Here is a 23,308-nt window from a genome sequence, read left to right as displayed (position 1 = left end):
TAGTGGCGGGAGGTCCAGCCGGTGGCGCAGAGCGGTTCGGGGCCCCGGACGTATCCGCCGTCGCTGGCTTCGTTGTCCTGGCGTTGGGTGCAGAGCGCCGGTTCGACCTGGCCAGGCGTTGCCCCCGAGACCTGCCAGTGCGCGTCCACGCGCGCCGGGTCAAGCTTGCTCATGCGGCTGCGCTGGATACAGCGGACTGCCGCAACGGTTACAGAAGGCCGCAGCGCTGTCATGCCGGTCTTTGTGGCAGTGCGGGCAGTCATGTTCGAGTTGGTCGTCGGCGCGCATCACCGTGGCCAGTTCCGCGGTGAATATGCCGGTGGGCACAGCGATGATCGAGTAGCCGGTGATCATCACCAGGGTCGCCATGGCTTGGCCGAGCGCGGTTTTCGGGGTGATGTCGCCGAAGCCGACGGTGGTCAGGGTCACCACGGCCCAGTAGATGCTGATCGGGATACTGGTGAAGCCGTTCGCCGGGCCTTCGATCACGTACATCAGGGTGCCGTACACCGTGACCAGGGTGGCGATGCCGACGAAGAACACGATGATCTTCTGCCGACTGCCGCGCAGCGCGGTGAGGAGGAAGTTGGCCTGGTTCAGATAGGGGCCGAGCTTGAGTACGCGGAATACCCGCAGCATGCGGATCACCCGGATCATCAGCAGGTACTGGGCGTCGGCGAACAGCAGGGCGAGGATCGCCGGCAGCACCGCCAGCAGGTCGACCAGGCCGAAGAAGCTGAAGGCATAGCGCAGCGGTTTGGGCGAGCAATACAGGCGCGTGATGTACTCGATGGCGAACAGTGCGGTGAAGCCCCATTCCAGGCCGAGCAGTTGCGCGCCGTACTGGCTGTGAATGCTGTCGATGCTGTCGAACATCACCACGACCAGGCTGGCCAGGATGGTCAGCAACAGCCAGCGATCGAAGCGCTGCCCGGCTGGGGTGTCGGTGTGGAAGATGATGATGTACAGGCGCTGGCGCCAGTCGGGTGAGTGACTCATGGTGGATTGGCGTTCCCTATCGGCGCGGCTGACAACGACTCTGTGCGTCAGCCTAGGGAGTTCTAGCGCTGCAATGCAAGCTCTCAGGTGTTCATGGCGTGCAGTCGACGGCGGCCTGACGCAGCACACGCCGGCTGGCCTGGATCAGCCAGCAGGCGAGGATGAACGGCATCGTCAGTGGCGGCAGGCCGAGGGCGCCGAAGCCCGGCTGCAGGAGCAGGGCGAGGATGATGCCCAGCAACGGTGCCCACGGCTGGCGATGCACCTGGTTCAAGGCGATGGCCGCCAGCGCCGCGTTGTAACCATATAAGCCGGCGAGGGCGCTGTGCTGTTCCCAACCCTGCTGCAGCGCCAGGCTCAAGCCAGCGGCGGAGCCGAGCAGGGCCCAGAGCGCGGCGCGGCGGTCGGCCAGCAGTAAGCCGAGCCACAGGCACAGCCCGGCTAGCGGCTGGTCGAGGAAGATCACCTGGCCCAGGCCGCGCAGCAGTGCCTGCAGGCTGGCGAGCCAGTCGAGGCTATGCATCGCCGTGACAGGGTAGCTGGGCATCTGCAGTTGCAGTGGTTGCACCAGGCACAACAGCAGCCAGCTCAGGACGACGAAGGGAAAGGTGAGGGCCGGCAGCCACTGGTGCTGGCGCATGCAGCGCAGCCAGGGCGCGAGAATCAGGCTGGACAGGCCTGCACCGAGGATGATCGGCAGCGGCAACAGTGGCGACCAACTGAATTGCACGCTGACCAGCAGCCCCAGAAGGATGCCGTTGTAGCCGTACAGTCCGGCGTCGATGTCGGCCTGCGGGCAACCCCGGCGCTGCGCCGTGAGCATGCTGCTGAAAGCGCCGAGCAAGGCGCCGCCCAGCAAATGCGGCGCGCCGATCAGGATCGCCAGCAGCACCAGCAGGCCGCAACCGGCGTGGCTGAGCAGGAAAATCTGGCTGAAGCCGTTGAGCAGGGCGCGCAAGCCACGCAGCACGTGGGGTGGTGGAGACAGCTGGTGCATGCACGCTCGGCCTGGATAAAAAGAGGCGCCGATCAGGGCGCCTGCAAACTGGCAAAGCCAGCGTGGGATTGTGGGGTGCGCCGCTCAGCCCAGGGTTTCGATCCGCAGGCTGTTGGTGCTGCCGGGCTGGCCGAAGGGTTCGCCGGCGGTGATCACCAGGGTGTCGCCGCGCCTGGCCATGCCTTGCGCCTGGGCGATTTCCAGGGCGGTGCTGGTGACTTCCTCGACCTGGTGCAGACGCTGGTTGACCACTGAATAGATGCCCCAGGCTACCGTCAGGCGCCGTGCGGTATCCAGGTTCGGGGTCAGGCTGAGGATCGGCGCCGTCGGTCGTTCGCGCGAGGCGCGCAGGCTGGAGGCGCCGGATTCGCTGTAATTGACCAGCGCGGCCACCGGCAGAATCGAACTGATCCGGCGGATCGCGCAGCTGATCGCGTCCGATGCGGTGGCTTCGGCCTGCGGCCTGCCGACGTCGAGCTGGGCCTGGAAGTCCGGGCCGTTTTCCACCTGGCGGATGATCTTGCTCATCATCTGCACCGCTTCCAGCGGGTAGTCGCCGGAGGCGGTCTCGGCCGAGAGCATCAGCGCATCGCTGCCTTCGGCCACGGCATTGGCCACGTCGGTGACTTCGGCGCGGGTCGGTGCCGGCGAGAAGCGCATGGATTCGAGCATCTGGGTGGCCACCACCACCGGTTTGCCGAGCTGGCGGCAGGTGCGGATGATGTCCTTCTGGATGCGCGGCACGTTCTCCGCCGGCACTTCCACGCCCAGGTCGCCACGGGCGACCATGATCGCGTCGCACAGACGGGCAATTTCTTCCAGGTGAATGACCGCCGAAGGCTTCTCGATCTTGGCCATCAGCAAGGCGCGATCGCCGATCAACTGACGGGCCTCGACGATGTCTTCGGGGCGCTGGACGAACGACAGGGCGACCCAGTCCACCCCCAGTTCCAGGCCGAAGGCCAGGTCGCGGCGATCCTTCTCGGTCAGCGGGCTCAGTTGCAGCACCGCTTCGGGCACGTTGACGCCCTTGCGATCCGACAGCTCGCCGCCGGCGATCACTTCGGTGATCACCGCGTCGTGTTCCTTGGCGGTCACCTTCAGGCGCAGGCGCCCGTCATCGAGCAGCAGGCTCATGCCCGGCTGCAGGGCTTCGATGATTTCCGGGTGCGGCAGGTTGACCCGGCGCACGTCGCCCGGGGTGCTGTCCAGGTCCAGGCGAAAGGCTTGGCCCCGCTGCAGATTGACCTTGCCGGCGGCAAAACGGCCGACCCGCAGTTTCGGTCCTTGCAGGTCCATGAGGATGCCGATCGGTGTGTCCAGCTGCCGCTCCACTTCGCGCACCCAGGCGTAGCGCTGGGCGTGGTCGGCATGTTCGCCGTGACTGAAGTTGAGGCGGAACAGGTTGACCCCGGCCTCGACCAGTTGACGGATGTCGTCGATGCCTGCGACGGCTGGGCCAAGGGTGGCAAGGATTTTGACTTTCTTATCAGGACTCATGGGGCAGGACTCTCGAGAATCAGAATGGCGCGGAAATCGTTGACGTTGGTACGGGTCGGGCCGGTGACGATCAGCGCATCGAGGGCGGCGAAATAGCCATAGCCGTTGTTGTCATGCAGTTCGTCGCCGGCACTCAGGCCCAGCTGGGCGGCGCGGGCATAGCTGTCCGGGGTCATCAGCGCGCCGGCGTTGTCTTCCGAGCCGTCGATGCCATCGGTGTCGCCGGCCAGGGCATAGACCCCGGGCAGGCCCTTGAGGCTGTCGGTCAGGCTCAGCAGGAATTCGGCGTTGCGCCCGCCACGCCCGTGGCCGCGCACCGTCACGGTGGTCTCGCCGCCGGAGAGGATTACGCAGGGCGGCTTGATCGGTTGGCCATGCAGCAGCACCTGTTTGGCGATGCCGGCATGCACCTTGGCCACCTCGCGCGACTCGCCCTCCAGATCGCCGAGGATCAGCGTGGCAAAACCGGCGGCCTCGGCCCTGGCGGCAGCGGCGTCGAGCGACTGCTGCGGCGCGGCGATCAGCTGGAAGTGGCTGCGCGACAGGCAGGGATCGCCAGGTTTGACGGTTTCCGAGGCCGGGTTTTGCAACCAGGCGCCGACCTTGCTCGGGATCTCGATGGCGTAGCGGCTGAGGATCGCCAGGGCCTGGGCCGAGGTGGTCGGGTCGGCCACGGTCGGGCCGGAGGCGATCACCGTGGCTTCATCGCCCGGCACGTCGGAAATCGCGTAGGTGTAGACGCTGGCCGGCCAGCAGGCCTTGGCCAGGCGACCGCCCTTGATCGCCGAGAGGTGCTTGCGCACGCAGTTCATCTCGCCGATCGAGGCGCCGGATTTGAGCAGCTCCTTGTTGATCGCCTGCTTGTCCTTGAGGCTGATGCCGTCGGCCGGCAGGGCCAGCAGGGAAGAGCCGCCGCCGGAGAGCAGGAAGATCACCCGATCACTTTCCGTCAGGTTGCTGACCAGCGCCAGCACGCGGCGGGCGACCCGTTCGCCGGCGTCGTCCGGGACCGGGTGAGCGGCTTCCACCACCTCGATTTTCCTGCAGTTGGCGCCGTGATCGTAGCGGGTCACCACCAGGCCGGAGACTTCGCCCTGCCACTCGCGCTCGATCACCTCGGCCATGGCCGCGGCGGCCTTGCCGGCGCCGATGACGATGACCCGGCCACTGCGGTCAGCGGGCAGGTAGTCGGCCAGCACCTGGCGTGGGTGGGCGGCGTCGATGGCGCTGGCGAACAGCTCGCGCAACAGGCTTTGCGGATCGATAGGCATGGCGGGTTCTCTTGTGATCGCGGGAGCAAGGTTGATTCTAGTGCGCAGCGTCCGCTCGGCAGACGCTGCGCACTAGAATCGACCATCCCGGCAGGCGGGCCGTGACACCTTCTGCCGGGCGGTCGAAAGGGGGCAGACACAGTTCCCCGTAGGTTGGGTTGAGCCTGCGATACCCAACAACCGGTTCGCAGAACCGGCCAACGCACCCCGTTGTGGGGAGCGCTGAGCGCTTCATGTTGGGTATCGCTTCGCTCAACGCCAACCTACGGGTAGATCGCCTGACGTAAAACCTTACTCCTTACGGATCGAAAAGTTGGCCATGTGTTCCAGCCCTTTGATCAGCGCCGAATGGTCCCAGTTGCTGCCGCCGATGGCCGCGCAGGTGCTGAACACCTGCTGGGCATTGGCGGTGTTGGGCAGATTGAGGCCCAGCTCGCGGGCGCCGGCCAGGGCCAGGTTGAGGTCCTTCTGGTGCAGGCTGATGCGGAAGCCCGGGTCGAAGGTACCCTTGATCATGCGCTCGCCGTGCACCTCGAGGATCTTCGAGCCGGCGAAGCCGCCCATCAGCGCCTCGCGTACCTTGGCCGGGTCGGCACCGTTCCTGGCGGCGAACAACAATGCCTCGGCCACCGCCTGGATGTTCAGGGCGACGATGATCTGGTTGGCGACCTTGGCGGTCTGGCCGTCACCGTTGCCGCCGACCCGGGTGATGTTCTTGCCCATCGCCTGGAACAGCGGCAGGGCGCGGTCGAAGGTCTGCTCGCAACCACCGACCATGATGCTCAGGGTCGCGGCCTTGGCGCCGACCTCGCCGCCGGAGACCGGCGCGTCGAGGTACTGCGCACCGGTGGCCTTGATCTTCTCGGCGAACTGCTTGGTCGCGGTGGGGGAGATCGAACTCATGTCGATCACCACCTTGCCGGCGCCAATGCCTGCGGCCACGCCGTCCTGGCGGAACAGCACGTCCTCGACCTGCGGGGTATCGGGCACCATGACGATGATGAACTCGGCTTCCTGGGCGACTTCCTGCGGGTTGGCCAGGGCGATGGCGCCGGCGGCGATCAGGTCGGTCGGGGCCGGGTCGTGATGCGCGGAGAGCAGCAGGGTGTGGCCGGCGTTCTGCAGGTTCTGCGCCATGGGCTTGCCCATGATGCCGGTGCCGATAAATCCGATTTTAGCCATGAGAGATTTCCTCTGATTAGATGGCGTTAAACGCGCTTCAAAAACTGCTGCGCTCGGCTAGGCGTCGTTGAAGCCAGCCTCGAAATGCTCATTTGCAATTGCAAACTCCGCTTTCTCGGCTGGTTTCGCCTTGCCTAGCCTTCGCTCGCGACGTTTTTCAAATCGCGTTATGGGTTTTCATCCAGCCCAGGCCGGCAGCGGTGGTGGTGGCCGGCTTGTATTCACAGCCGATCCAGCCCTGGTAGCCGATGCGGTCCAGGTGCTCGAACAGGAAGCGGTAGTTGATCTCGCCGGTGCCCGGCTCGTGGCGGCCCGGGTTGTCGGCCAGTTGCACGTGGTTGATCAGCGCCAGGTTGCTTTCCAGGGTGCGGGCCAGATCCCCTTCCATGATTTGCATGTGGTAGATGTCGTACTGCAGGAACAGGTTGCTGCTGCCGACCTTGTCGCGAATCTCCAGGGCCTGGCGGGTGTTGCTCAGGTAGAAGCCGGGGATGTCGCGGGTGTTGATCATTTCCATGACCAGCTTGATCCCGGCCTGTTCCAGCTTGTCGGCGGCGAATTTCAGGTTGTCGACGAAGCACTGCTCGACGGTCGCGCAGTCGAAGCCCTGTGGGCGAATGCCGGCCAGGCAGTTGATCTGCGTATTGCCTAGGACCTTGGCGTAGGCGATGGCCTGGTCGACGCCGGCACGGAATTCCTCGACCCGATCCGGGTGGCAGGCGATACCGCGCTCGCCCTTGCCCCAGTCGCCGGCCGGCAGGTTGAACAGCACCTGGGTCAGGCCGTTGGCGTCCAGGCGCGCCTTGATCGCCTCGGCCGGGAAATCGTAGGGGAACAGGTACTCGACACCGCTGAAGCCGGCGTCGGCGGCAGCGGCGAAGCGCTCCAGGAAGTCCACTTCGGTGAACAGCATGGACAGGTTGGCGGCAAAACGGGGCATGTGATGCTCCTTGTTCGAGTAGCCCGGATGTAATCCGGGGGCTTCTAGGTTCCCCGGGCTTGCATCCGGGCTACGGGTTAACGGGAAAGTCAGTCCAGCGGCATGATGCTGGTGGGGGCATCTTCGCGAGTGGAGGCCAGTGCCTCGAACTCGTTGATCGCGTCGATCTCGGTGCCCATGGCGATATTGGTCACCCGCTCGAGGATGATCTCGATCACCACCGGTACCTGGTACTGTGCCATCCAGGCTTCGGCCTGCTCGATGGCCGGGCGCAATTCGGCCTGGCTGCGCACGCGGATCGCCTTGCAGCCGAGGCCCTCGACCACGGCGATGTGATCGACCCCATAACCCGCGACTTCCTCCGAGTTGATGTTGTCGAAGGCCAGCTGCACGCAGTAGTCCATGTCGAAGCCGCGCTGGCTCTGGCGGATCAGGCCGAGGTAGGCGTTGTTCACCAGGATGTGCAGGTAGGGCAGCTTGAACTGCGCACCCACGGCCAGTTCCTCGATCATGAACTGGAAGTCGTAGTCGCCGGACAAAGCCACGATCTTGCGCTGCGGGTCCGCCACACGCACACCCAGGGCTGCCGGAATGGTCCAGCCGAGCGGGCCGGCCTGACCGCAGTTGATCCAGTGCCGTGGCTTGTAGATGTGGAGGAACTGTGCGCCGGCGATCTGCGACAGGCCGATGGTGCTGACGTAGCAGGCATCCTTGCCGAACGCGTTGTTCATGCACTGGTAGACGCGCTGCGGCTTCATCGGCACGTCTTCGAAGTTGGTCTTGCGCAGCAGCGTGCTCTTGCGCTCCTGGCAGTCGGCGGCCCAGTGGCTGCGGTCTTTCAGGCGGCCGGCGGCCTTCCACTCGCTGGCCACCTGGACGAACAGGGCCAGGGCGGCGCCAGCATCGGAAACGATGCCGAAGTCCGGCGAGAACACCCGGCCGATCTGGGTTGGCTCGATGTCGACGTGAACGAAGGTGCGGTCTTTTGTATACACCTCGACCGAGCCGGTGTGCCGATTGGCCCAGCGGTTACCCACGCCGAGGACGAAGTCCGAGGCCAGCATGGTGGCGTTGCCATAGCGGTGGCTGGTCTGCAAGCCGACCATGCCGGCCATCAACGGGTGGTCGTCGGGGATGCAGCCCCAGCCCATCAGGGTCGGGATCACCGGCACGCCGAGCAGTTCGGCGAACTGCAGCAGCAGCGCTTCGGCACCGGCGTTGTAGATGCCGCCACCGGCGACGATCAACGGCCGCTCGGCAGCGTTGAGCATGTCCAGCGCCTTCTCGATCTGCGCCCGGCTGGCCGCCGGCTTGTACGGCTGCAGCGGTTGATAGGTGTCGACGTCGAATTCGATCTCGCCCATCTGCACGTCGAACGGCAGGTCGATCAATACCGGCCCCGGGCGGCCCGAACGCATCACGTGGAAGGCCTGCTGGAATACCCGCGGTACCAGGGCCGGCTCACGTACGGTGACCGCCCACTTGGTCACCGGCTTGGCGATCGACTCGATGTCCACCGCCTGGAAATCTTCCTTGTACAGCCGCGCCCGCGGCGCCTGGCCGGTGATGCAGAGGATCGGAATGGAGTCGGCCGAGGCCGAGTACAGCCCGGTGATCATGTCGGTGCCGGCCGGGCCGGAGGTGCCGATGCACACGCCGATATTGCCAGCCTTGGCGCGGGTATAACCTTCGGCCATGTGTGAGGCACCCTCGACGTGACGGGCGAGAATATGACGAATGCTGCCGTCCGCTTTCAAGGCGGAATACATTGGGTTGATGGCTGCACCCGGTACGCCGAAGACGACGTCGATACCTTCCTTGCGCATTACCGCCACTGCTGCATCGATTGCTCTCATACGCGCCATGAACAAATCCTCCAGGCTTTAGTCGATATTTTTTCTACATGCCTAAAGCATGAAGGCAGAGAGTTAATCGGGTAAATTGCAGGATTCCGCATTTCTGTCGGTATCAGGAGTATCGAATGGACCGTTATACGGCTTTGCACAGTTTCGTTCTGGTGGCCGATCACGGCAGCTTCGCCGCCGCCGCCCTGGTCGAAGGGGTGACCCCGGTGGTGATGGGCCGGCGCCTCGACATGCTCGAGCGCCACCTGGGGGTCAAGCTGATGCACCGCTCGACCCGCGGCCTGTCGCTGACCGATCTGGGCGAGCAATATCTGGAGCGGGCCCGCGGTTTGCTGCGCGATTTCGCCGAGGCCGACGCCAGCATCACCCACGGCAGCCATTCGGTGAGCGGACACCTGGTGGTGTCGGCGCCGGCGGCGTTCGGCCGTCGGCATATCGCGCCCCATGCGCCGGCGTTCCAGGCGCGTTATCCGGAGCTGAACCTGTCGTTCAACCTGACCGACAGCGTGGTCGACCTGGTGCGCCAGGGCTACGACATGGGCATTCGCATCGGCGAGGTGACCGACCCCAACTACGTGGCGGTCAAGCTGTTCCCCAATCGGCGGGTGGTCTGCGGCTCGCCGGACTATTTTCAGCGCCATCCCGCACCCCAGGCCCTCGAGGACCTGGCCCAGCACAACTGCCTGGCGTTCAACCTGCAGGGCGGCCAGCAGCGCGGCTGGACCTTCCTGCGCGACGGCAAACAGGTGGCGGTCAAGGTTTCCGGCAATCTCGATTGCAATGACGGCGAACTCCTCTACGACTGGGTGAAACAGGGCCTGGGCATCGGCTGGCGCTCGACCTGGGAGATCCAGGCCGAACTCAAGCGCGGGCAGCTGGTAACGGTGCTCGACCAGTTCGCCGTGCCGGCCTACGACATCCAGGCGGTCTATCCGCAGCAGCGCTATCTGCCGGCCAAGGTGCGTTTTTTCATCGACTACCTGAAAGCGATCTACAACACCCCGGGGTATTGGGAAGGATGAAGCAGAACGATATTTGTATACAAATAATAATTTAAATGTACTAAAAATATTATTTATTGTGTACGGTTTGTTCCCTGGGCTTGTCCCGCCTGTTCGTTGCGGGCGACTGACACCGTGGGTGCAGGCCCTGTTTCCATCCATTGTCCGAGGAGGGCTCCCGATATGAGCGCTTTGAACCTGCACACCGCGACCACCATCAGCAACCACGCCCTGGCGCTTGGCCGGGAGCTGTCCGCGGCGCCCTTGACCGTTGCCGTGCTGGATGCCGGTGGCCACCTGATCAGCCTGCAGCGTGAAGACGGCGCCAGCCTGCTGCGCCCGCAGATCGCCATCGCCAAGGCCTGGGGCGCGGTGGCGCTGGGCAAGGGCTCGCGTGCCATCGCTGCCGATGCGCAGCAACGGCCGGCCTTCATCGGTGCGCTGAACAACCTGGCGGACGGCAAGCTGGTACCCGCCGCGGGCGGCGTGCTGATCCGCGATGAGCGCGGCGCGGTGATCGGCGCCATCGGCATCACCGGCGATACTTCGGATATCGACGAGCAATGCGCGATCGGCGCGGTGCAGGCGGTGGGGCTCAAGGCCGACGCGGGTGTGGTGGCCTGATGCTGTGTGCGGGCCGCTGATTCTGCTGGCCTGTGGGAGGGGCTTTAGCCGCGATCAGCATCGTGGAAAATCGCCGCTAAAGCGCCTCCCACGTTTTCTGTTGTTAGCCCGAAATAGCCATAAAAAACGGTGGAGGCTTTAAAGGCATCCACCGTTTTGACGGCGTGGGCGTTGTGTTTTTTAGCTGAGGGTAGGCTGCATAACTGAGGCTTACGCGCGGGTGACTTGCTCGGAGGCGGCACTCTGCTTTTCGTCGATCTCGCAGCCCTTGATCACCAGGCGGATGATGGTCTGGGCGGCGGCTTCGTAGTCGGCGTCGTCCAGGCTGGCCTTGCCGGTGACGGTGGCGATCTGCCAATCGAAGTCGGCATAGGTCTGGGTCGCGGCCCAGATGCTGAACATCAGGTGATGCGGGTCGATCTTGGCCATCAGGCCCTGGTCGATCCAGCGCTGGATGCAGGCGATGTTGTGCTGGGCCTGGGCGTTGAGCTGTTCGGCCTGGTCGGCGGACAGGTGCGGCGCGCCATGCATGATCTCGCTGGCGAATACCTTGGAGGCGGAGGGCAGCTCGCGGGAAATGCGGATCTTCGAGCGGATATAGGCCGTCAGCACTTGCGCCGGGTTGCCGGGTTGATTGAACGGCGCCGAGGCCTCCAGCAGCGGTTCGATGATGCTTTCCAGCACCTCGCGGTAAAGGTTCTCTTTCGACTTGAAGTAGTAATAGACGTTGGGCTTGGGCACACCGGCCTTGGCGGCGATATCGCTGGTCTTGCTGGCGGCAAAGCCCTTGTCGGCGAATTCTTCACTGGCTGCGCGCAAAATCAGCTCTCTGTTGCGCTCGCGAATACTGGTCATAAGCCCCTGTGCTTGCATGTGCCGCCCGGCGCTGGGCGGCGGTCGGGCATGGTAGCACCGGCCCTGCGCGTGGCTCAAGCCGGCGCGGGCTGGGCGTTTGGTTAACTAAACTGACCAGGCGGTCAGTTTATTGTGTACAAAAAATAACTTTTCTGTTTCTATCTGTGCGCTGAATTTAATTACAAAAATGTCTCGACTCCCTGAGTAGAGGAGACTCGCCGTGTCTCACGCGCACTTGCTCGACCCCTTCGGTCGGCGCATCACCTACCTGCGGCTCTCGGTTACCGACCGCTGCGACTTCCGTTGCACCTATTGCATGAGCGAGGACATGGTCTTCGCCCCGCGGGCGCAGATCCTCAGCCTGGAAGAACTCTACGCCGTGGCCGATGCCTTTATCGGCCTGGGGGTCAAGCGCATCCGCGTCACCGGTGGCGAGCCGCTGGTGCGCAAGAACCTGCTCAGCCTGCTGGCGCGCCTGGGCCAGCGCCCGGAGCTGGAAGACCTGGCCATCACCAGCAATGGCTCGCAACTGGCCGAACTGGCGCCGCAGTTGCGCGCGGCCGGAGTCAGGCGCTTGAACATCAGCCTGGATTCCTTGCGCCGTGAGCGTTTCGCCGCCTTCACCCGGCGTGACCGGCTCGATCAGGTGCTGGCCGGCATCGAGGCGGCGCGGGCAGCGGGCTTCAGTCGGATCAAGCTGAACAGCGTGGTGCAGAAGGGGCGCAACGACGATGAAGTACTCGACCTGGTCGAGTTCGCTGTGGCGCGCGGCCTGGATATCAGCTTTATCGAAGAGATGCCCCTGGGCAGTGTCTCCAGCCATCGGCGTCAGGCCACCTTCTGCTCCAGCGACGAGGTGCGCGCGCGCATCGAGCAGCGCTACGTACTGGTACACAGCAGCCAGCAGACCGGCGGGCCGTCGCGCTACTGGCGGGTGCAGGGCAGCGGGACGCACGTCGGCTTTATTTCGCCGCACAGTCACAACTTCTGTGGCGATTGCAACCGCGTGCGGGTCACCGCCGAGGGCAAGCTGGTGCTCTGTCTGGGGCACGACAACGCGCTGGATCTCAAGGCCCTGATCCGCCGTTATCCGGGGGACAGCCAACGCCTGCGCGACGCCCTGGTCGGTGCCTTGCGCCTCAAGCCCGAACGCCATCACTTCGATCGCGACGAGCAGGTCCAGGTGCTGCGCTTCATGAGCGTGACCGGCGGCTGAGCCGCCGCGCGAGATCCGCGGTCGTGGCCGGCCGTTGGCCGATCAAACCGGTTAGACCAAACCAACAATAATCAGGAGGGTTGCGGTGAAGCCTACTCGTGTCTGCAGTTTGTTCACCTTGCTGTTCTGCACCGCCAGCCAGGCCGAAAGCTATGTCATCGGCGTCGAGAAGATGGCGTTCGCGCCGCATTACAGTGTCGACCAGCAGGGGCAATACCAGGGCTTTGCCCGTGAGTTGTTCGATCTGTTCGCGACGCACAGCGGTGTGCAGTTGAGCTACCAGGCGCTGCCGGTGGCGCGCTTGCTGCCGGCCCTGCTGCAGGGCGAGGTGGACTTCAAGTACCCGGACAGCGACAACTGGGCGCAGACCCAAAAGCTCGGCAAGGGCCTGCACTACAGCCAGGCGGTGGTCGCCTATGTCGATGGCGTGCTGGTCGCACCGCAGCGTCAGGGGCAAGCGTTGGAGCAGCTCAAGCGTCTGGGCATGGTCAGCGGCTGGACTCCCTGGGGTTACCAGCAGGGTATCGAGGCGGGACAGATCCAGCTGACTTACAGCGACGACCTGCGCACCTTGATCCGGCAGACGCTGAAGCAGGACACCGACGGTGCCTACTTCAACGTGGTGGTCGCCACCCATTATCTCGACAACATCCGCGCCCGCCCAGGCGCCCTGGTGTTCGACCCCAAGCTGCCGCACACCCGCGGCAGTTTTCACCTGTCCACGCTCAAGCATCGCGAGTTGCTTCAGCGCTTCGACCGCTTCTTGCTCGAGCGTCAGGCCGAGGTGGCGGCGCTGAAGGACAAGTACCGGGTCGAGGCCAATCTGGATTCGGAGTACATGGGGGTCGAACAGTGGAAGGTGGATTTCCTGGAGCGGCAAAAAGCCAGGGCTGCGGCCGAGTAGGGGCTACTGCGGCATGCCCGAGTACTGCTCGGCGGAGCACCTCAATCGAGGGAAGATCGCTCTGTCGGGGTTGCCCGCGTGCAGTCGCCTGGCTCGCATGGCCTGGATCTATGTCTTCTATGCTTGCACTGTCGGGGTGCAATCCGGCCTCGTCAGCCGCCGGCCGAGGACCTGTCGTGATGTTTTCCGCGTCCGGCAAACGGTCACGCCACGCCTGAGACCGTCGGGCACCGAGTCCGGCAGGCGCTCATGCGATGAACGGGAGGGCCTGAAATGAACGATTCCGACTTGCAAGCACAGATAGATGAGGCAAATGCCTACCAGGCACTCTTGGTCCCGGCATTGTTCCAGGAGTGGGCGCCCTGGGTCACCGCCGCCGCCAACCTTCAGCCAGGGCAGAGGGTGCTGGATGTGGCCTGCGGCACCGGTGCGCTTGCCAGGGTGGCGGCCATTTGCGTCGGGGCTGATGGCGTCGTCGCGGGGCTGGATGTCAATCCCGGAATGCTCGCCGTTGCCGCACGACTGGCGCCCGATATCGACTGGCGGCAGGGCCCGGCGGAGTCGCTGCCTTATCCGGATGAGTCCTTCGACGCGGTTATCAGCCAGTTCGGCCTGATGTTTTTCAACGATAGGCGACAAGCCCTGCGTGAGATGCTCAGGGTCCTGGCACCGGGTGGGCGACTGGCGGTTGCCGTCTGGGATTCGCTGGAAAATACCCCGGCCTACGCGGCCGAAGTCGCCTTGCTGGCGCGGCTCGCTGGTGAGCAGGCGGCGGACGCCCTGCGGGCGCCATTCGTGCTTGGCGACAAGCAGGCGTTGGTGGCGCTGTTCAACAGCGCCGGAATCGGCTCGCCAGGCATCGTGAGTCACACGGCTACGGCATGCTTTCCCAGTGTGCATGCCATGGTCGAGGCGGATCTGCGCGGCTGGTTGCCGGTCATGGGGGTCAATCTCGACGAGCAAGTGATCGCGCGCATCCTGGCTGAGGCGGAGCAGGTGCTGGCACCTTACGTCGGCGCGGACGGCAAGCTGCGGTTCGATTCGCCGGCGCATATCGTGCGGGCACGGAAGCAATAGCGGAGCCTGCGCCGGATATAAAGAGGGGAAGCAAGACCAGCATGCTTCCCCTCTACTTTGCCACTGCCGCCTAGCCGTCAGCGATTCAGTGGGTTGCCATCAGATATTTATCAGGCGGTTGTGAAGCAACTTAGTTGTTATGAATTTGCCCGGATAGTGGTCGTCTCGGTGGCGCCCGTCGGACAAAATCGGCATCGACCTTGCGATGGGGGCAGGCGAGGGCGTTCGCGCCACGCCAGGGCAAGCATGCGGTAGCGCGCCGGGGTTGCCTGCGACGCACCGTCCGGCGGGTTTTAGCTGCGTGAGCCGAGCACAGCCGAGGCGCCTTTGGCGGCACAGTGCTTGCGCATCAGCAGGTAGTGGAACAACGCGCCAAGCATGGCGCCGAACAGCCAGGAGTAACCGGACAGCTCGTTGAGGCCCGGCGTCCACACCGAGGCGACCGAGAACACCGAGGCCACGCCGAAGGCGATCATGGCGTTACGGTTCCAGCCGCCATTGTAGTAGTAGGTCGAGCCGGCTTCGGCGCTGAACAGGTCCTGCAGGTTGAGCTGCTGCCTGCGCACCAGGTAGTAGTCGGCGACGAGGATGCCGTACAGCGGTGCGAGTACCGCGCCCAGGGTGTCGACGAAGGCGGCGATGCCGACGTTGCTGATAAAGGACACCCAGAGTGCGCCAATGAAGAAGGCGATGGCCGCGGTGATGAAACCGCCGGTGCGCGCGCTGATGTGGGCGGGCGCCAGGTTGGCGATGTCGTAGGCGGGCGGGATGAAGTTGGCGACCAGGTTGATCCCGACCGTGGCGGCGAAGAAGGTCAGCGCGGCGATGATGGTCAGGGTCAGGCTGTCGACCCGGGCGACGATGTCAGTCGGGTTGGTCAGGGTCTCGCCGAACACCACCACGGTGCCGGCGGTGATCACCAGGGCGATCAGCGAGAAAATCGCCAGGCTCACCGGCAGGCCGAGAAAGTTGCCGACAGTCATCTGTTTTTCGCTTTTGACGAAGCGCGCGAAGTCGCCGTAGTTGATCACCACCGCGGCGAAGTAGGCGACCATGGTGCCGACCACCGCGACAAAGGCGGCGACCGGGCCGGCGGCATATTCGCCGGTCCCGCGGAAGATCTCGCCCAGCTCACCGAGCAGGCTAGGACCGGCCTTGTACCAGATCATCAGCATCAGCGCGATCATCACCAGGTAGACCAGCGGGCCGGCCCAGTTGAGGAACTTGGTGATCCAGTCGATACCGCGGATGAACAGGGCGACCTGAAATACGCAGACGATCACATAGGAGACCCAACCGATAGCGGTCATGCCCAGAAATGTCGCACTCGAGCCGCTGCCGAGCAGCGAGTTGAGCAGCAGGGCCACCGCGGTGGAGGCGAAATAGGTCTGCACGCCATACCAGAAGATCGCCACGATACCGCGCACCACAGCGGGGAAGTTGGCCCCGCGCACACCCATGCTGGCACGGGCCATGACCGGGAAGGGAATGCCATATTTGACGCTGGGCCTGCCGGTCAACTGCACCAGGCCCATGACGATGAAGCCGGCCAGAACGATTCCGGCCAGCACCGCCCAGCCGTTCAGGCCATAGGAAATGAACAGGGTGGCGGCGAGGGTGTAGCCGAACAGGCTCTGGATGTCGTTGGACCAGACATTGAAGATCTCGAACCAGCCCCATTTGCGTTTTCCGGGAGCCAAGGGCGCCAGGTCCTCGTTGTGCAGCGAGGTGTCGATTTGCTTGATGCGGAAGTCATCGGTGGACATGGGCGGCTCCTGGTATTTTGTTGTTGGCGTCAATATGGCGCGCATCTTAGGAGATATTGTGTGCACATTCCGTTCCACATCTTTCGTTAGCTTCCCTTGAGTTGACCAGGGTTGGGTGGCTAACGCTGAGCGAATGAGTGTGGCGGCCTAATTGTTGTACACATAAAAATTAATCTTGAAAATTGTTTTTTACTAAATTGTCCACAAAAAGCTATTTTTATGTGTACTAATAATTGACTTGCTGGTCAGTTTGTGGTGGGTGATTTCTGTTTAAGATGTTGTGGCCATTGGGTTTTTCGGTTTGTTTGATTGTGCTGGAGCACTGCTTCGCCGAGGCCAGTGTTTGGCTGGCTGTGAGGGCTATTTTTGTACACAAAAAAGGGGATCACGCTCAGCGTGATCCCCCTCTATTTTGCCGCTGCCGACTACCCGGCAGTGGTTCAGTGGGTTGTCATCAGAAGTGGTATTTGACCAGGGCCTGCACAGCCGTCTGGTCGAAGCCATCGGTGGAGCCATCGATGGGCGTGATCCCGTATTTGTTGTGCCACATGTTCAGCTCGGTGCCGACGTAGAGCTTGCGCTCCTTACCGAACAGGGTCTTGCCCGCGTCCCATTTGACCTGGATCGAGGAGCCGACCGAGGTCTGGGTGCCGGCTGCTTCAGACGGTGAGCGCCAGTCGATGTAGCCGTCGACCACGAAGTCCTGCTCGCCGATGGCGAAGGGGTAGGCACCGGCCACGGTCAGCTGGGTGGCGTAGCCGTTGCTGTTCTGGTCGGCGAAGAACACCTGGTTATTGATCTTGACCCGGTACAGGTTGGTCTTGAGGTAGGCGAAGCCCGGCACGTCCCAATCGAAGCCCAGGCCGTACAGGTAGTTCTCGGTACCGGGACCGCCTTCGCCTTTTTCATAGGTGAACGCCGCTTTGACGTCTTTCAGCGGGCCTGCGGAGAGATCCTGGCCGGTCAGCCAACTGAGGCTGATGCGCGGCGAGAACTCCATGTAGTAGAAGCTGTTCTTGTCGTCTTGCTCGAAGCTGCCATTGGCAAAGCTGCCGCGCGACTGGACGTTGTCCGCACGGACGTAGTCGAGGAAATAGAACACATCGCCCCAGGCCCAGCCGCTGGCATGCGCGAAGGTGAAGGTGGTCTGCGAGGGCTGCTCTTCTGCATTGAAGTTGAGGCGCTGGAAGTTGTCGCCATACAGGTAGGTCAGGCTGTTGTCCTGCCACAGCAGCAGGTCGTCGGCGAGGGCTTGCTGGCCGGCGAACAGGCCGGCAGAAAGCGCAATGCAGGGAGGCAAATGCTTCAGTTTCATCGGGTTTCCCTTGTTTTTAGGAGGTGCACGTCTGGACCCCCGGCGTGTGCGCCGGGATGGTGTTGGCTGGATGCTTAGTTGGGGCGCGGGGTCGGATTGAGGTCGCTGCTCAGGGTTGCAGATGCAACGTTGTCCCCATCCTCGTCGGATGCGCCATGCACTACGGTGTGCATGTGCGCCTCGGGGTCGTAGTCATCCTCTTCCACTTCATGGGCCTCGTCCGGCAGGAAGACGTTCAGCAGGATGGCACTGAAGGCGCCGATGGTGATGGGTGAGCCAAAGATGTTCTTCAGCACGTCCGGCATCTGCGAGAGCACCTCCGGTACGCCGGCCACACCCAGGCCCAGGCCCAGGGAAATGGCCACGATCAGCACGTTGCGCCGGTGCAGGCCGGCCTCGCTGAGGATCTTGATGCCGGCTACGGCGACAGTGCCGAACATGATCAGGGTGGCACCGCCCAGTACCGGTTTGGGCATCAGCTGCAGCACGGCGCCCACCGCCGGGAACAGGCCGAGCAGGACGAGGATGCCGGCGATGTAGAAGGCCACGTGGCGGCTGGCTACGCCGGTGAGCTGGATCACGCCGTTGTTCTGGCTGAAGGTGGTCATCGGCAGGCTGTTGAACATGGCCGCGACCGCCGAGTTGCAGCCGTCGGCCAGCACCCCGGACTTGATCCGGCGCATGTACAGCGGGCCGGATACCGGTTGCCTGGAGATGATCGAGTTGGCGGTCAGGTCGCCGGCGGTCTCCAGCGGAGTGATCAGGAAGATCACGGCGATCGGCACGAAGGCGATGAAGTCGAAGCTGAAACCGTATTTGAACGGCTGCGGTACGCTGATCAGCGGAACCTCGGCCATGCTGGCGAAGTTCACCTGGCCCGTGAGCCAGGCTACGGTGAAGCCCAGGGTCAGGCCGATGATCACCGCCGACAGGCGCAACACCTGCGAGGACACGCGGTTGAGGATGACGATGGTACTCAGTACCAGGCCGCCGAGGGCCAGGTGATGCAGGGCGCCGAGATCCGGCGCGCCATAGCCGCCGGCCAGGTCGGTCATGCCCACCTTGATCAGCGACAGGCCCATCAGGCAGATGATGGTGCCGGTCACTACCGGGGTGATCACCTTGCGCAGCTTGTTGATGAACTGGCTGAAGGCGATCTCGACGAAGGCGGCGCAGAAGCAGATGCCGAACAGGGTGGAGAGGATCTCTTCCTCGCTGCCGCCACGGCCTTTGACGATGAATCCGGCGCTGAGAATCACGCTGAGGAAGCCGAAACTGGTGCCCTGCAGGCACAGCAGGCCGGAGCCGATTGGGCCGATGCGCTTGGCCTGGACGAAGGTGCCGAGGCCGGAGACGAACAGCGCCATGCTCACCAGATAGGGCACGTGGGCACCCAGGCCAAGCACGCTGCCGATGATCAGCGTCGGCGTGATGATGCCGACGAAGGCGGCCAGCACGTGCTGCAGGGCGGCGAAGATGGCGGGAGCGAACGCCGGGGTGTCGTCAAGCTGGTAGATCAGGTCATTGCTACCCGCAGACGGAGCTGGGGCGTGCTTGGTGCTAGTCGTGGTCATGTCAGAGCCTGCCAGTTGTTTTTATGCGGTCATGGGCTTGCACGAGGCTTCACGGTGCCTCTATCTGATCGCCATTAAAAGCTGTCTGGTCGGTCAGAATGGGCCGACTATAGCAACTTGTTCACATTGGTTAAAACAATTTATTTTGTGATTGTGCACAATATTTATTGTTGCGCGCGGCAGGCGTCATGGCTGGCAGTGTCTTGCCGCTGCAAATGGCGTATTGCTGACGACCTGCGGGTTGTGGCGCTGTCGCGATTTCGCGCAGGCCATGGAGGGTAATCCAGCCGGCGCGCAGGGCGGCTCGGGCGGCGATCCGTTCGGCGCGAAGCGACAGCCCGCCAGCTTTATGCCGCGCCGATGATCCATGGTGCACTGCCTGCGGCGAGTGACACCCTGATATGGATTGCTCGAGATCGTAGGGCGGTTGTCGCCTCTCAGTTGCGCGCTTGCAGGCCACGGGCGACGTGTTCGGCCAGGCCGCTGCCGGCCTCGCTCATGGTCAGGTAGGTGTGGTCTGCACCGGCCGCCTGGATGCGCTGGGCGATGTCTTCGTACATCGCGTGGGCGACGATCAGCCCCTTGAAGCCGCGTTCGCGCAGCTTGTGGGTGGAGATGATCTTGGCTTCCTGGTCGTTCATGGCCAGGATCACCGCCTCGACCGCCGGCATCTCCAGGCTCTGCCAGAACATCTGGTCTTCGGCGTCGGCGAATTGCACGCGGCGTCCGGCCTTGCTGCTCAGTTCGATCGCCACCGGGTCGGAGTCCAGGCTCAACAGCCTGAAGCCCTTGTCCTTGAGGTGATCGTAGGCGGCGCGGCCGGTGCGGCCCATGCCGATGATCAGAATCTGTGCATCGCCGAGGGAAATCGGCTGTTCGTCGGGGTGACGGATATCGCGCTCCAGCGGGATCAGGCGCTTGGCCAGGCGCTCGTAGAGCGGGTGGGCGAAGCGGTTCAGTTGCGCGGAGATGACGAAGGACAGGGCCACGCTGATGGCCAGCGGGATGAGCCATTGCGGCAGGACCACGCTGGCCACGATCAGGCCGAACTCACTGTAGTTGGTCAGGCTGACGCTGCTGAGAAAGGCGCTGCGCGCGCGTAGACGGAAGATCAGGAACAGGCTGAAGAACAGCAGGCCCTTGAGCGGCAGCAGCAGCGACATGACCACGGCGAAAGCCAGGGCGTCGGCATCCGGCAGACCGCCGATGCCGATCTGCAGGAAGAAGCCGACCAGGAACACTTCCTTGATGCTCCACAGCGAGTTGGACAGTTCGACGGCACGCTTGTGCTTGGCCAGCAGGGCGCCGAAGGCCAGGGCGCCAAGCTCGGAGCTCAGGCCCAGCGATTCGAAGCCATAGCCGCCGACCACCAGGGCCAGCAGCAGGCCGAGTAGTACCATCAGTTCTTCGTGGCCGCTGGCATCCAGCAGGCGGAACAGCAGCGGGCGCAGCAAGGGCAGGGCGAATACCAGCAAGGCCCAGGGCGAAGGGGCATCGCCGTTGGCCAGGCTCATCACCAGCAGGGCGAGCAGGTCCTGGATGATCAGCACGCCGATCGCCACCCGGCCGTGGAAGGCGCGCAGTTCGCGCTTGCCCTCCAGTACCTTGGCCGCCAGCACGGTACTGGAAAAGGACAGGGCGATGGCCAGCAGCAGCCCTTCCTGCCAGGGCAGGTCGAGGATCAGCAGGATCGCCGGCAGGAAGATCAGGCTGGAGACGGTGAAGTGCAGCAGGCCGCCGCCAATCACCTCGCGCCTGACCAGGTTGCTCGGCTTGAGCTTGAGGCCGACGGTAAACAGCAGCAGGAGTACGCCGAGGTGGGCGATATGTTCCAGCGCCGCACTGTCGCGCGGGCCTACGCCGAAATACCCGCCGAAGGTGGCGAGAGCGAAGCCGGCGGCCAGGTAGCCGACCAGTGGCGGCAGGCCTATACCACGTACGGCCAGGCCCATGATGAAGGCGAAGGCGATCCAGGTGGCTTCGATCATGGGCTGTCCTTATCGGCTTGAGGCAAAACGCCGCGCATTGTAACGGGCCGTCGGCACAGGTTGTCCAGCACAAGCCCCGCGCGGCATATCGTGGTGGCCGACCAGGCGAGCCAAAGCTCGTGCAATGAAGGCATGCCGTTCAAGCCGGCCGCTTTTTCGTCGGCGTCAGCAAGGCGTGCGGCGCGAAGCCAGGAGGCAAGTCCGGGAAACCACTGCCCTCCAGTGGGGCGCATGAGGGGCGCGTGGAAGGGCTGGCAATCCGGGTGAGTTGGGCAAGGCCGCAAGAAAAAATGCCGCTCACTTTGCTCAAGCGAACGGCATTGCTTGCGATGGCCTGCGGTGTAGGGCAGGCCGCTGTCGGGGCAGACTGGATCCGCCCCGGCTGCAGGGTCTAGTTGAGTTGCGCGCCCTGGGCGATCCAGGCGCCGATCAGGTCGCGTTCCTCCTGGGTCATCTGGGTGATGTTGCCCAGCGGCATGACCTGCGAGGCGACTGACTGGGCATGGATCTTCGCTGCCTGTGTCTTGATTTGCTGCGGGGTGTCGAGCATGAAGCCCAGTGGCGCGGCGCTGAACATCGGGCTGCTCGGTTGGGCCGAGTGACACACGCTGCAGCGTTGCTGGATCACCTTGTTGACCTCGGTAAAGTTCGCACCTGCTGCGCCTGGGGTCGCTTCAGGCATTTCTTCTGCCTTGGCGATGATGGCGGCGGGTTGGCTTGTGCTGGCGGCCACCGGAGCGGCTTCGGGCGTCGAGCGTACCGGGGCGGTGACGTAGGCCAGGCAGATCATGCCCAGGGCTGCGGCGGGCAGGGTCCAGACGTATTTGCTGCTGTCGTGGCGGGTGTTGAAGTAGTGCCGCACCAGCACTGCAAGGATGGCGATGCCGGCCAGGATCAGCCAGTTGTACTGGCTGCCGTAGGTGCTCGGGAAGTGGTTGCTGATCATGATGAACAGCACCGGCAGGGTGAAGTAGTTGTTGTGCCGCGAGCGCAGCAGGCCCTTGGCCGGCAGGGTCGGGTCGGGGGTGGTGTTGTCTTCGATGGCCTTAACCAGCGCGCGCTGCGCCGGCATGATGGTGAAGAACACGTTGCCGACCATGATGGTGCCGATGATCGCACCGACATGGATATAGGCCGCGCGACCGCTGAAGATCAGGCTGAAGCCAAAGGCCGCGGCGATCAACAGCACGAACAGCACCGCACCGAGCAGGGCCGGGCGCTTGCCCAGGGCCGAATCGCAGAGCAAGTGGTAGGCCACGTAGCCCGCAAGCATCGAGCCGAAGCCGATGACGATGGCCATTGCCGGTGCCAGGTCGACGCCGGGCTTGACCAGGTACAGGCTCGGGTTGAGGTAGTAGACCACCAGCATCAGGGCCACGCCCGACAGCCAGGTGGCGTAGGCCTCCCATTTGAACCAGTGCAGGTTGTCGGGCATCTGCGGCGGGGCCAGTTTGTATTTTTCCAGGTGGTAGATACCGCCACCGTGGATTGCCCACAGATCGCCGGACAGGCCGTCGCGCGGGTTGCTGCGGTTGAGGTTGTTTTCCAGCCAGACGAAATAGAAGGATGCGCCGATCCAGGCGATGCCGGTGATCATATGGATCCAGCGGATGCCCAGATTCAGCCACTCAGTCAAATGTGCTTCCACAATCAGTACCTCTTTCCCGCTGCCGGCACGCCGGCGCCAGGCTTCTCTTATTGGTGGGGGTCGAGGAGCAGTTGCTCTGCCTCGGTAAAGAAATGCTCATCGCAGTTGTTGCCGGAACCACTGCGATCAACCACCAGGAAGTCATCCCGCTTTTCGATCGTCAGCACCGGGTGGTGCCAGACGCCGCGATGGTAATTTATGCCCTGCCTGCCGTTGCTGCGGAAGGCGCGGACCAACTCCGACCGAGGTGCATCGCCAAGTGGCGCGACCAGGATCAGAAAGGGGTGGCCGAGCAGCGGCATGAATGCCTGGCTGCCCAGCGGATGGCGCTCCAGCATACGCACGGTCAACGGCATCTCCAGCGCTTCGGCGCTGAAGATGCTGATGATCGCCGTATCCTCCGGCTGTGCGGTCTCGACCGTGGCCAGTTTGTGATAGCGGCGGGTAGAGCCGTTATTGATCATGAAGAACTCGCTGCCCTCGGTTTCGATAACGTCACCGAAGGGGGCGAAGGCTTCCTTGCTTAACGGCTCGATGATCAGTGTGCGCATGGTGACTCGCTAATATCGTTGCTTTTGTAGGAACC

19 protein-coding genes are annotated in these 23,308 nt (G+C 63.7%); 5 read left to right on the top strand and 14 right to left on the bottom strand.

Annotated features, from left to right (window positions below; all coding sequences use genetic code 11):
- Positions 1–159: 159 nt before the first annotated feature.
- The 7 genes from G9C89_RS18930 to gcl all read right to left on the bottom strand — a co-directional run bounded on the left by G9C89_RS18930 (position 160) and on the right by gcl (position 8,754).
- Entirely contained in the window at positions 160–999 is an 840-nt protein-coding gene (locus tag G9C89_RS18930; RefSeq protein ID WP_172150975.1) for an ion transporter, read from the bottom strand.
- Between the two features lie 91 nt (positions 1,000–1,090).
- Positions 1,091–1,996: an urea transporter gene (locus tag G9C89_RS18925; protein WP_172150973.1), complete on the bottom strand. Its 906-nt coding sequence runs from the start codon at positions 1,994–1,996 to the stop codon at positions 1,091–1,093.
- 84 nt (positions 1,997–2,080) lie between these two features.
- Complete coding sequence (gene pyk / locus G9C89_RS18920; RefSeq protein ID WP_172150971.1) at positions 2,081–3,496, bottom strand: pyruvate kinase; 1,416 nt, start codon at positions 3,494–3,496, stop codon at positions 2,081–2,083.
- Positions 3,493–4,767 (bottom strand): glycerate kinase type-2 family protein, encoded by a 1,275-nt coding sequence (locus G9C89_RS18915; RefSeq protein WP_172150969.1) that lies wholly within the window; start codon positions 4,765–4,767, stop codon positions 3,493–3,495. Before G9C89_RS18915 ends, pyk begins: the two co-directional genes overlap by 4 nt.
- 291 nt (positions 4,768–5,058) lie before the next feature.
- Positions 5,059–5,949, bottom strand: a complete 891-nt coding sequence (locus G9C89_RS18910) for a 2-hydroxy-3-oxopropionate reductase (protein WP_172150967.1) — start codon at positions 5,947–5,949, stop codon at positions 5,059–5,061.
- A 157-nt stretch (positions 5,950–6,106) separates the two neighbouring features.
- Positions 6,107–6,889: a hydroxypyruvate isomerase gene (gene hyi / locus G9C89_RS18905; RefSeq protein WP_172150965.1), complete on the bottom strand. Its 783-nt coding sequence runs from the start codon at positions 6,887–6,889 to the stop codon at positions 6,107–6,109.
- An 89-nt stretch (positions 6,890–6,978) separates the two neighbouring features.
- A complete protein-coding gene (gene gcl / locus G9C89_RS18900; RefSeq protein WP_172150963.1) occupies positions 6,979–8,754 on the bottom strand; it encodes a glyoxylate carboligase in 1,776 nt (591 codons plus the stop codon).
- 116 nt (positions 8,755–8,870) lie between these two features.
- Here gcl and G9C89_RS18895 point away from each other — a divergent pair, with 116 nt between their 5' ends.
- Both G9C89_RS18895 and G9C89_RS18890 read left to right on the top strand, forming a co-directional pair.
- A complete protein-coding gene (locus G9C89_RS18895; protein WP_172150961.1) occupies positions 8,871–9,776 on the top strand; it encodes a LysR family transcriptional regulator in 906 nt (301 codons plus the stop codon).
- A gap of 162 nt (positions 9,777–9,938) precedes the next feature.
- Positions 9,939–10,379, top strand: a complete 441-nt coding sequence (locus G9C89_RS18890) for a GlcG/HbpS family heme-binding protein (protein ID WP_172150959.1) — start codon at positions 9,939–9,941, stop codon at positions 10,377–10,379.
- 210 nt (positions 10,380–10,589) lie between these two features.
- Here the strand turns inward: G9C89_RS18890 and G9C89_RS18885 are convergent, their stop codons facing one another.
- Entirely contained in the window at positions 10,590–11,234 is a 645-nt protein-coding gene (locus G9C89_RS18885; RefSeq protein ID WP_172150957.1) for a TetR/AcrR family transcriptional regulator, read from the bottom strand.
- Between the two features lie 220 nt (positions 11,235–11,454).
- Here G9C89_RS18885 and moaA point away from each other — a divergent pair, with 220 nt between their 5' ends.
- The 3 genes from moaA (at position 11,455) to G9C89_RS18870 (ending at position 14,431) form a co-directional block, all read left to right on the top strand.
- A complete protein-coding gene (moaA, locus tag G9C89_RS18880; RefSeq protein WP_172150955.1) occupies positions 11,455–12,450 on the top strand; it encodes a GTP 3',8-cyclase MoaA in 996 nt (331 codons plus the stop codon).
- A gap of 85 nt (positions 12,451–12,535) precedes the next feature.
- Entirely contained in the window at positions 12,536–13,354 is an 819-nt protein-coding gene (locus G9C89_RS18875; protein ID WP_172150953.1) for a substrate-binding periplasmic protein, read from the top strand.
- Positions 13,355–13,627: 273 nt separating this feature from the next.
- Complete coding sequence (locus G9C89_RS18870; RefSeq protein ID WP_172150951.1) at positions 13,628–14,431, top strand: class I SAM-dependent methyltransferase; 804 nt, start codon at positions 13,628–13,630, stop codon at positions 14,429–14,431.
- 293 nt (positions 14,432–14,724) lie between these two features.
- Here G9C89_RS18870 and G9C89_RS18865 read toward each other — a convergent pair whose 3' ends face one another.
- From G9C89_RS18865 to G9C89_RS18840, 6 genes are all read right to left on the bottom strand, one after another.
- Positions 14,725–16,197: an NCS1 family nucleobase:cation symporter-1 gene (locus tag G9C89_RS18865; RefSeq protein WP_172150949.1), complete on the bottom strand. Its 1,473-nt coding sequence runs from the start codon at positions 16,195–16,197 to the stop codon at positions 14,725–14,727.
- A gap of 454 nt (positions 16,198–16,651) precedes the next feature.
- Positions 16,652–17,512, bottom strand: a complete 861-nt coding sequence (locus G9C89_RS18860) for an outer membrane protein OmpK (protein ID WP_172150947.1) — start codon at positions 17,510–17,512, stop codon at positions 16,652–16,654.
- 74 nt (positions 17,513–17,586) lie between these two features.
- Positions 17,587–19,086 carry a nucleobase:cation symporter-2 family protein gene (locus G9C89_RS18855; protein ID WP_172150945.1) on the bottom strand — a complete coding sequence of 500 codons (1,500 nt, stop codon included), beginning with the start codon at positions 19,084–19,086 and terminating at the stop codon, positions 17,587–17,589.
- Positions 19,087–19,523: 437 nt separating this feature from the next.
- Positions 19,524–21,074 (bottom strand): cation:proton antiporter family protein, encoded by a 1,551-nt coding sequence (locus G9C89_RS18850; RefSeq protein WP_172150943.1) that lies wholly within the window; start codon positions 21,072–21,074, stop codon positions 19,524–19,526.
- A gap of 391 nt (positions 21,075–21,465) precedes the next feature.
- Positions 21,466–22,722: a urate hydroxylase PuuD gene (locus G9C89_RS18845; protein ID WP_172150941.1), complete on the bottom strand. Its 1,257-nt coding sequence runs from the start codon at positions 22,720–22,722 to the stop codon at positions 21,466–21,468.
- A 47-nt stretch (positions 22,723–22,769) separates the two neighbouring features.
- The gene (locus tag G9C89_RS18840) at positions 22,770–23,273 is read right to left on the bottom strand and encodes an ureidoglycolate lyase (RefSeq protein ID WP_172150939.1); all 504 of its coding nucleotides are present in this window, start codon (positions 23,271–23,273) and stop codon (positions 22,770–22,772) included.
- Positions 23,274–23,308: the final 35 nt, after the last annotated feature.

Source organism: Pseudomonas tumuqii (assembly GCF_013184545.1).
GTDB classification, from domain to species: Bacteria; Pseudomonadota; Gammaproteobacteria; order Pseudomonadales; family Pseudomonadaceae; genus Aquipseudomonas; species Aquipseudomonas tumuqii.
Note: the sequence above shows the minus strand (reverse complement) of the source record. Positions and strands in the feature narration are given on the sequence as shown.

Bases quoted from the DNA above. Each gene is read 5' to 3' on its own strand.
- G9C89_RS18885 (WP_172150957.1), bottom strand. From the start codon at position 11,234: ATGACCAGTATTCGCGAGCGCAACAGAGAGCTGATTTTGCGCGCAGCC.
- hyi (WP_172150965.1), bottom strand. From the start codon at position 6,889: ATGCCCCGTTTTGCCGCCAACCTGTCCATGCTGTTCACCGAAGTGGAC.
- G9C89_RS18895 (WP_172150961.1), top strand. From the start codon at position 8,871: ATGGACCGTTATACGGCTTTGCACAGTTTCGTTCTGGTGGCCGATCAC.
- G9C89_RS18870 (WP_172150951.1), top strand. From the start codon at position 13,628: ATGAACGATTCCGACTTGCAAGCACAGATAGATGAGGCAAATGCCTAC.
- G9C89_RS18855 (WP_172150945.1), bottom strand. From the start codon at position 19,086: ATGACCACGACTAGCACCAAGCACGCCCCAGCTCCGTCTGCGGGTAGC.
- G9C89_RS18930 (WP_172150975.1), bottom strand. From the start codon at position 999: ATGAGTCACTCACCCGACTGGCGCCAGCGCCTGTACATCATCATCTTC.
- G9C89_RS18925 (WP_172150973.1), bottom strand. From the start codon at position 1,996: ATGCACCAGCTGTCTCCACCACCCCACGTGCTGCGTGGCTTGCGCGCC.
- G9C89_RS18910 (WP_172150967.1), bottom strand. From the start codon at position 5,949: ATGGCTAAAATCGGATTTATCGGCACCGGCATCATGGGCAAGCCCATG.
- G9C89_RS18890 (WP_172150959.1), top strand. From the start codon at position 9,939: ATGAGCGCTTTGAACCTGCACACCGCGACCACCATCAGCAACCACGCC.
- G9C89_RS18865 (WP_172150949.1), bottom strand. From the start codon at position 16,197: ATGTCCACCGATGACTTCCGCATCAAGCAAATCGACACCTCGCTGCAC.
- G9C89_RS18915 (WP_172150969.1), bottom strand. From the start codon at position 4,767: ATGCCTATCGATCCGCAAAGCCTGTTGCGCGAGCTGTTCGCCAGCGCC.
- G9C89_RS18840 (WP_172150939.1), bottom strand. From the start codon at position 23,273: ATGCGCACACTGATCATCGAGCCGTTAAGCAAGGAAGCCTTCGCCCCC.
- G9C89_RS18860 (WP_172150947.1), bottom strand. From the start codon at position 17,512: ATGAAACTGAAGCATTTGCCTCCCTGCATTGCGCTTTCTGCCGGCCTG.
- gcl (WP_172150963.1), bottom strand. From the start codon at position 8,754: ATGGCGCGTATGAGAGCAATCGATGCAGCAGTGGCGGTAATGCGCAAG.
- G9C89_RS18850 (WP_172150943.1), bottom strand. From the start codon at position 21,074: ATGATCGAAGCCACCTGGATCGCCTTCGCCTTCATCATGGGCCTGGCC.
- pyk (WP_172150971.1), bottom strand. From the start codon at position 3,496: ATGAGTCCTGATAAGAAAGTCAAAATCCTTGCCACCCTTGGCCCAGCC.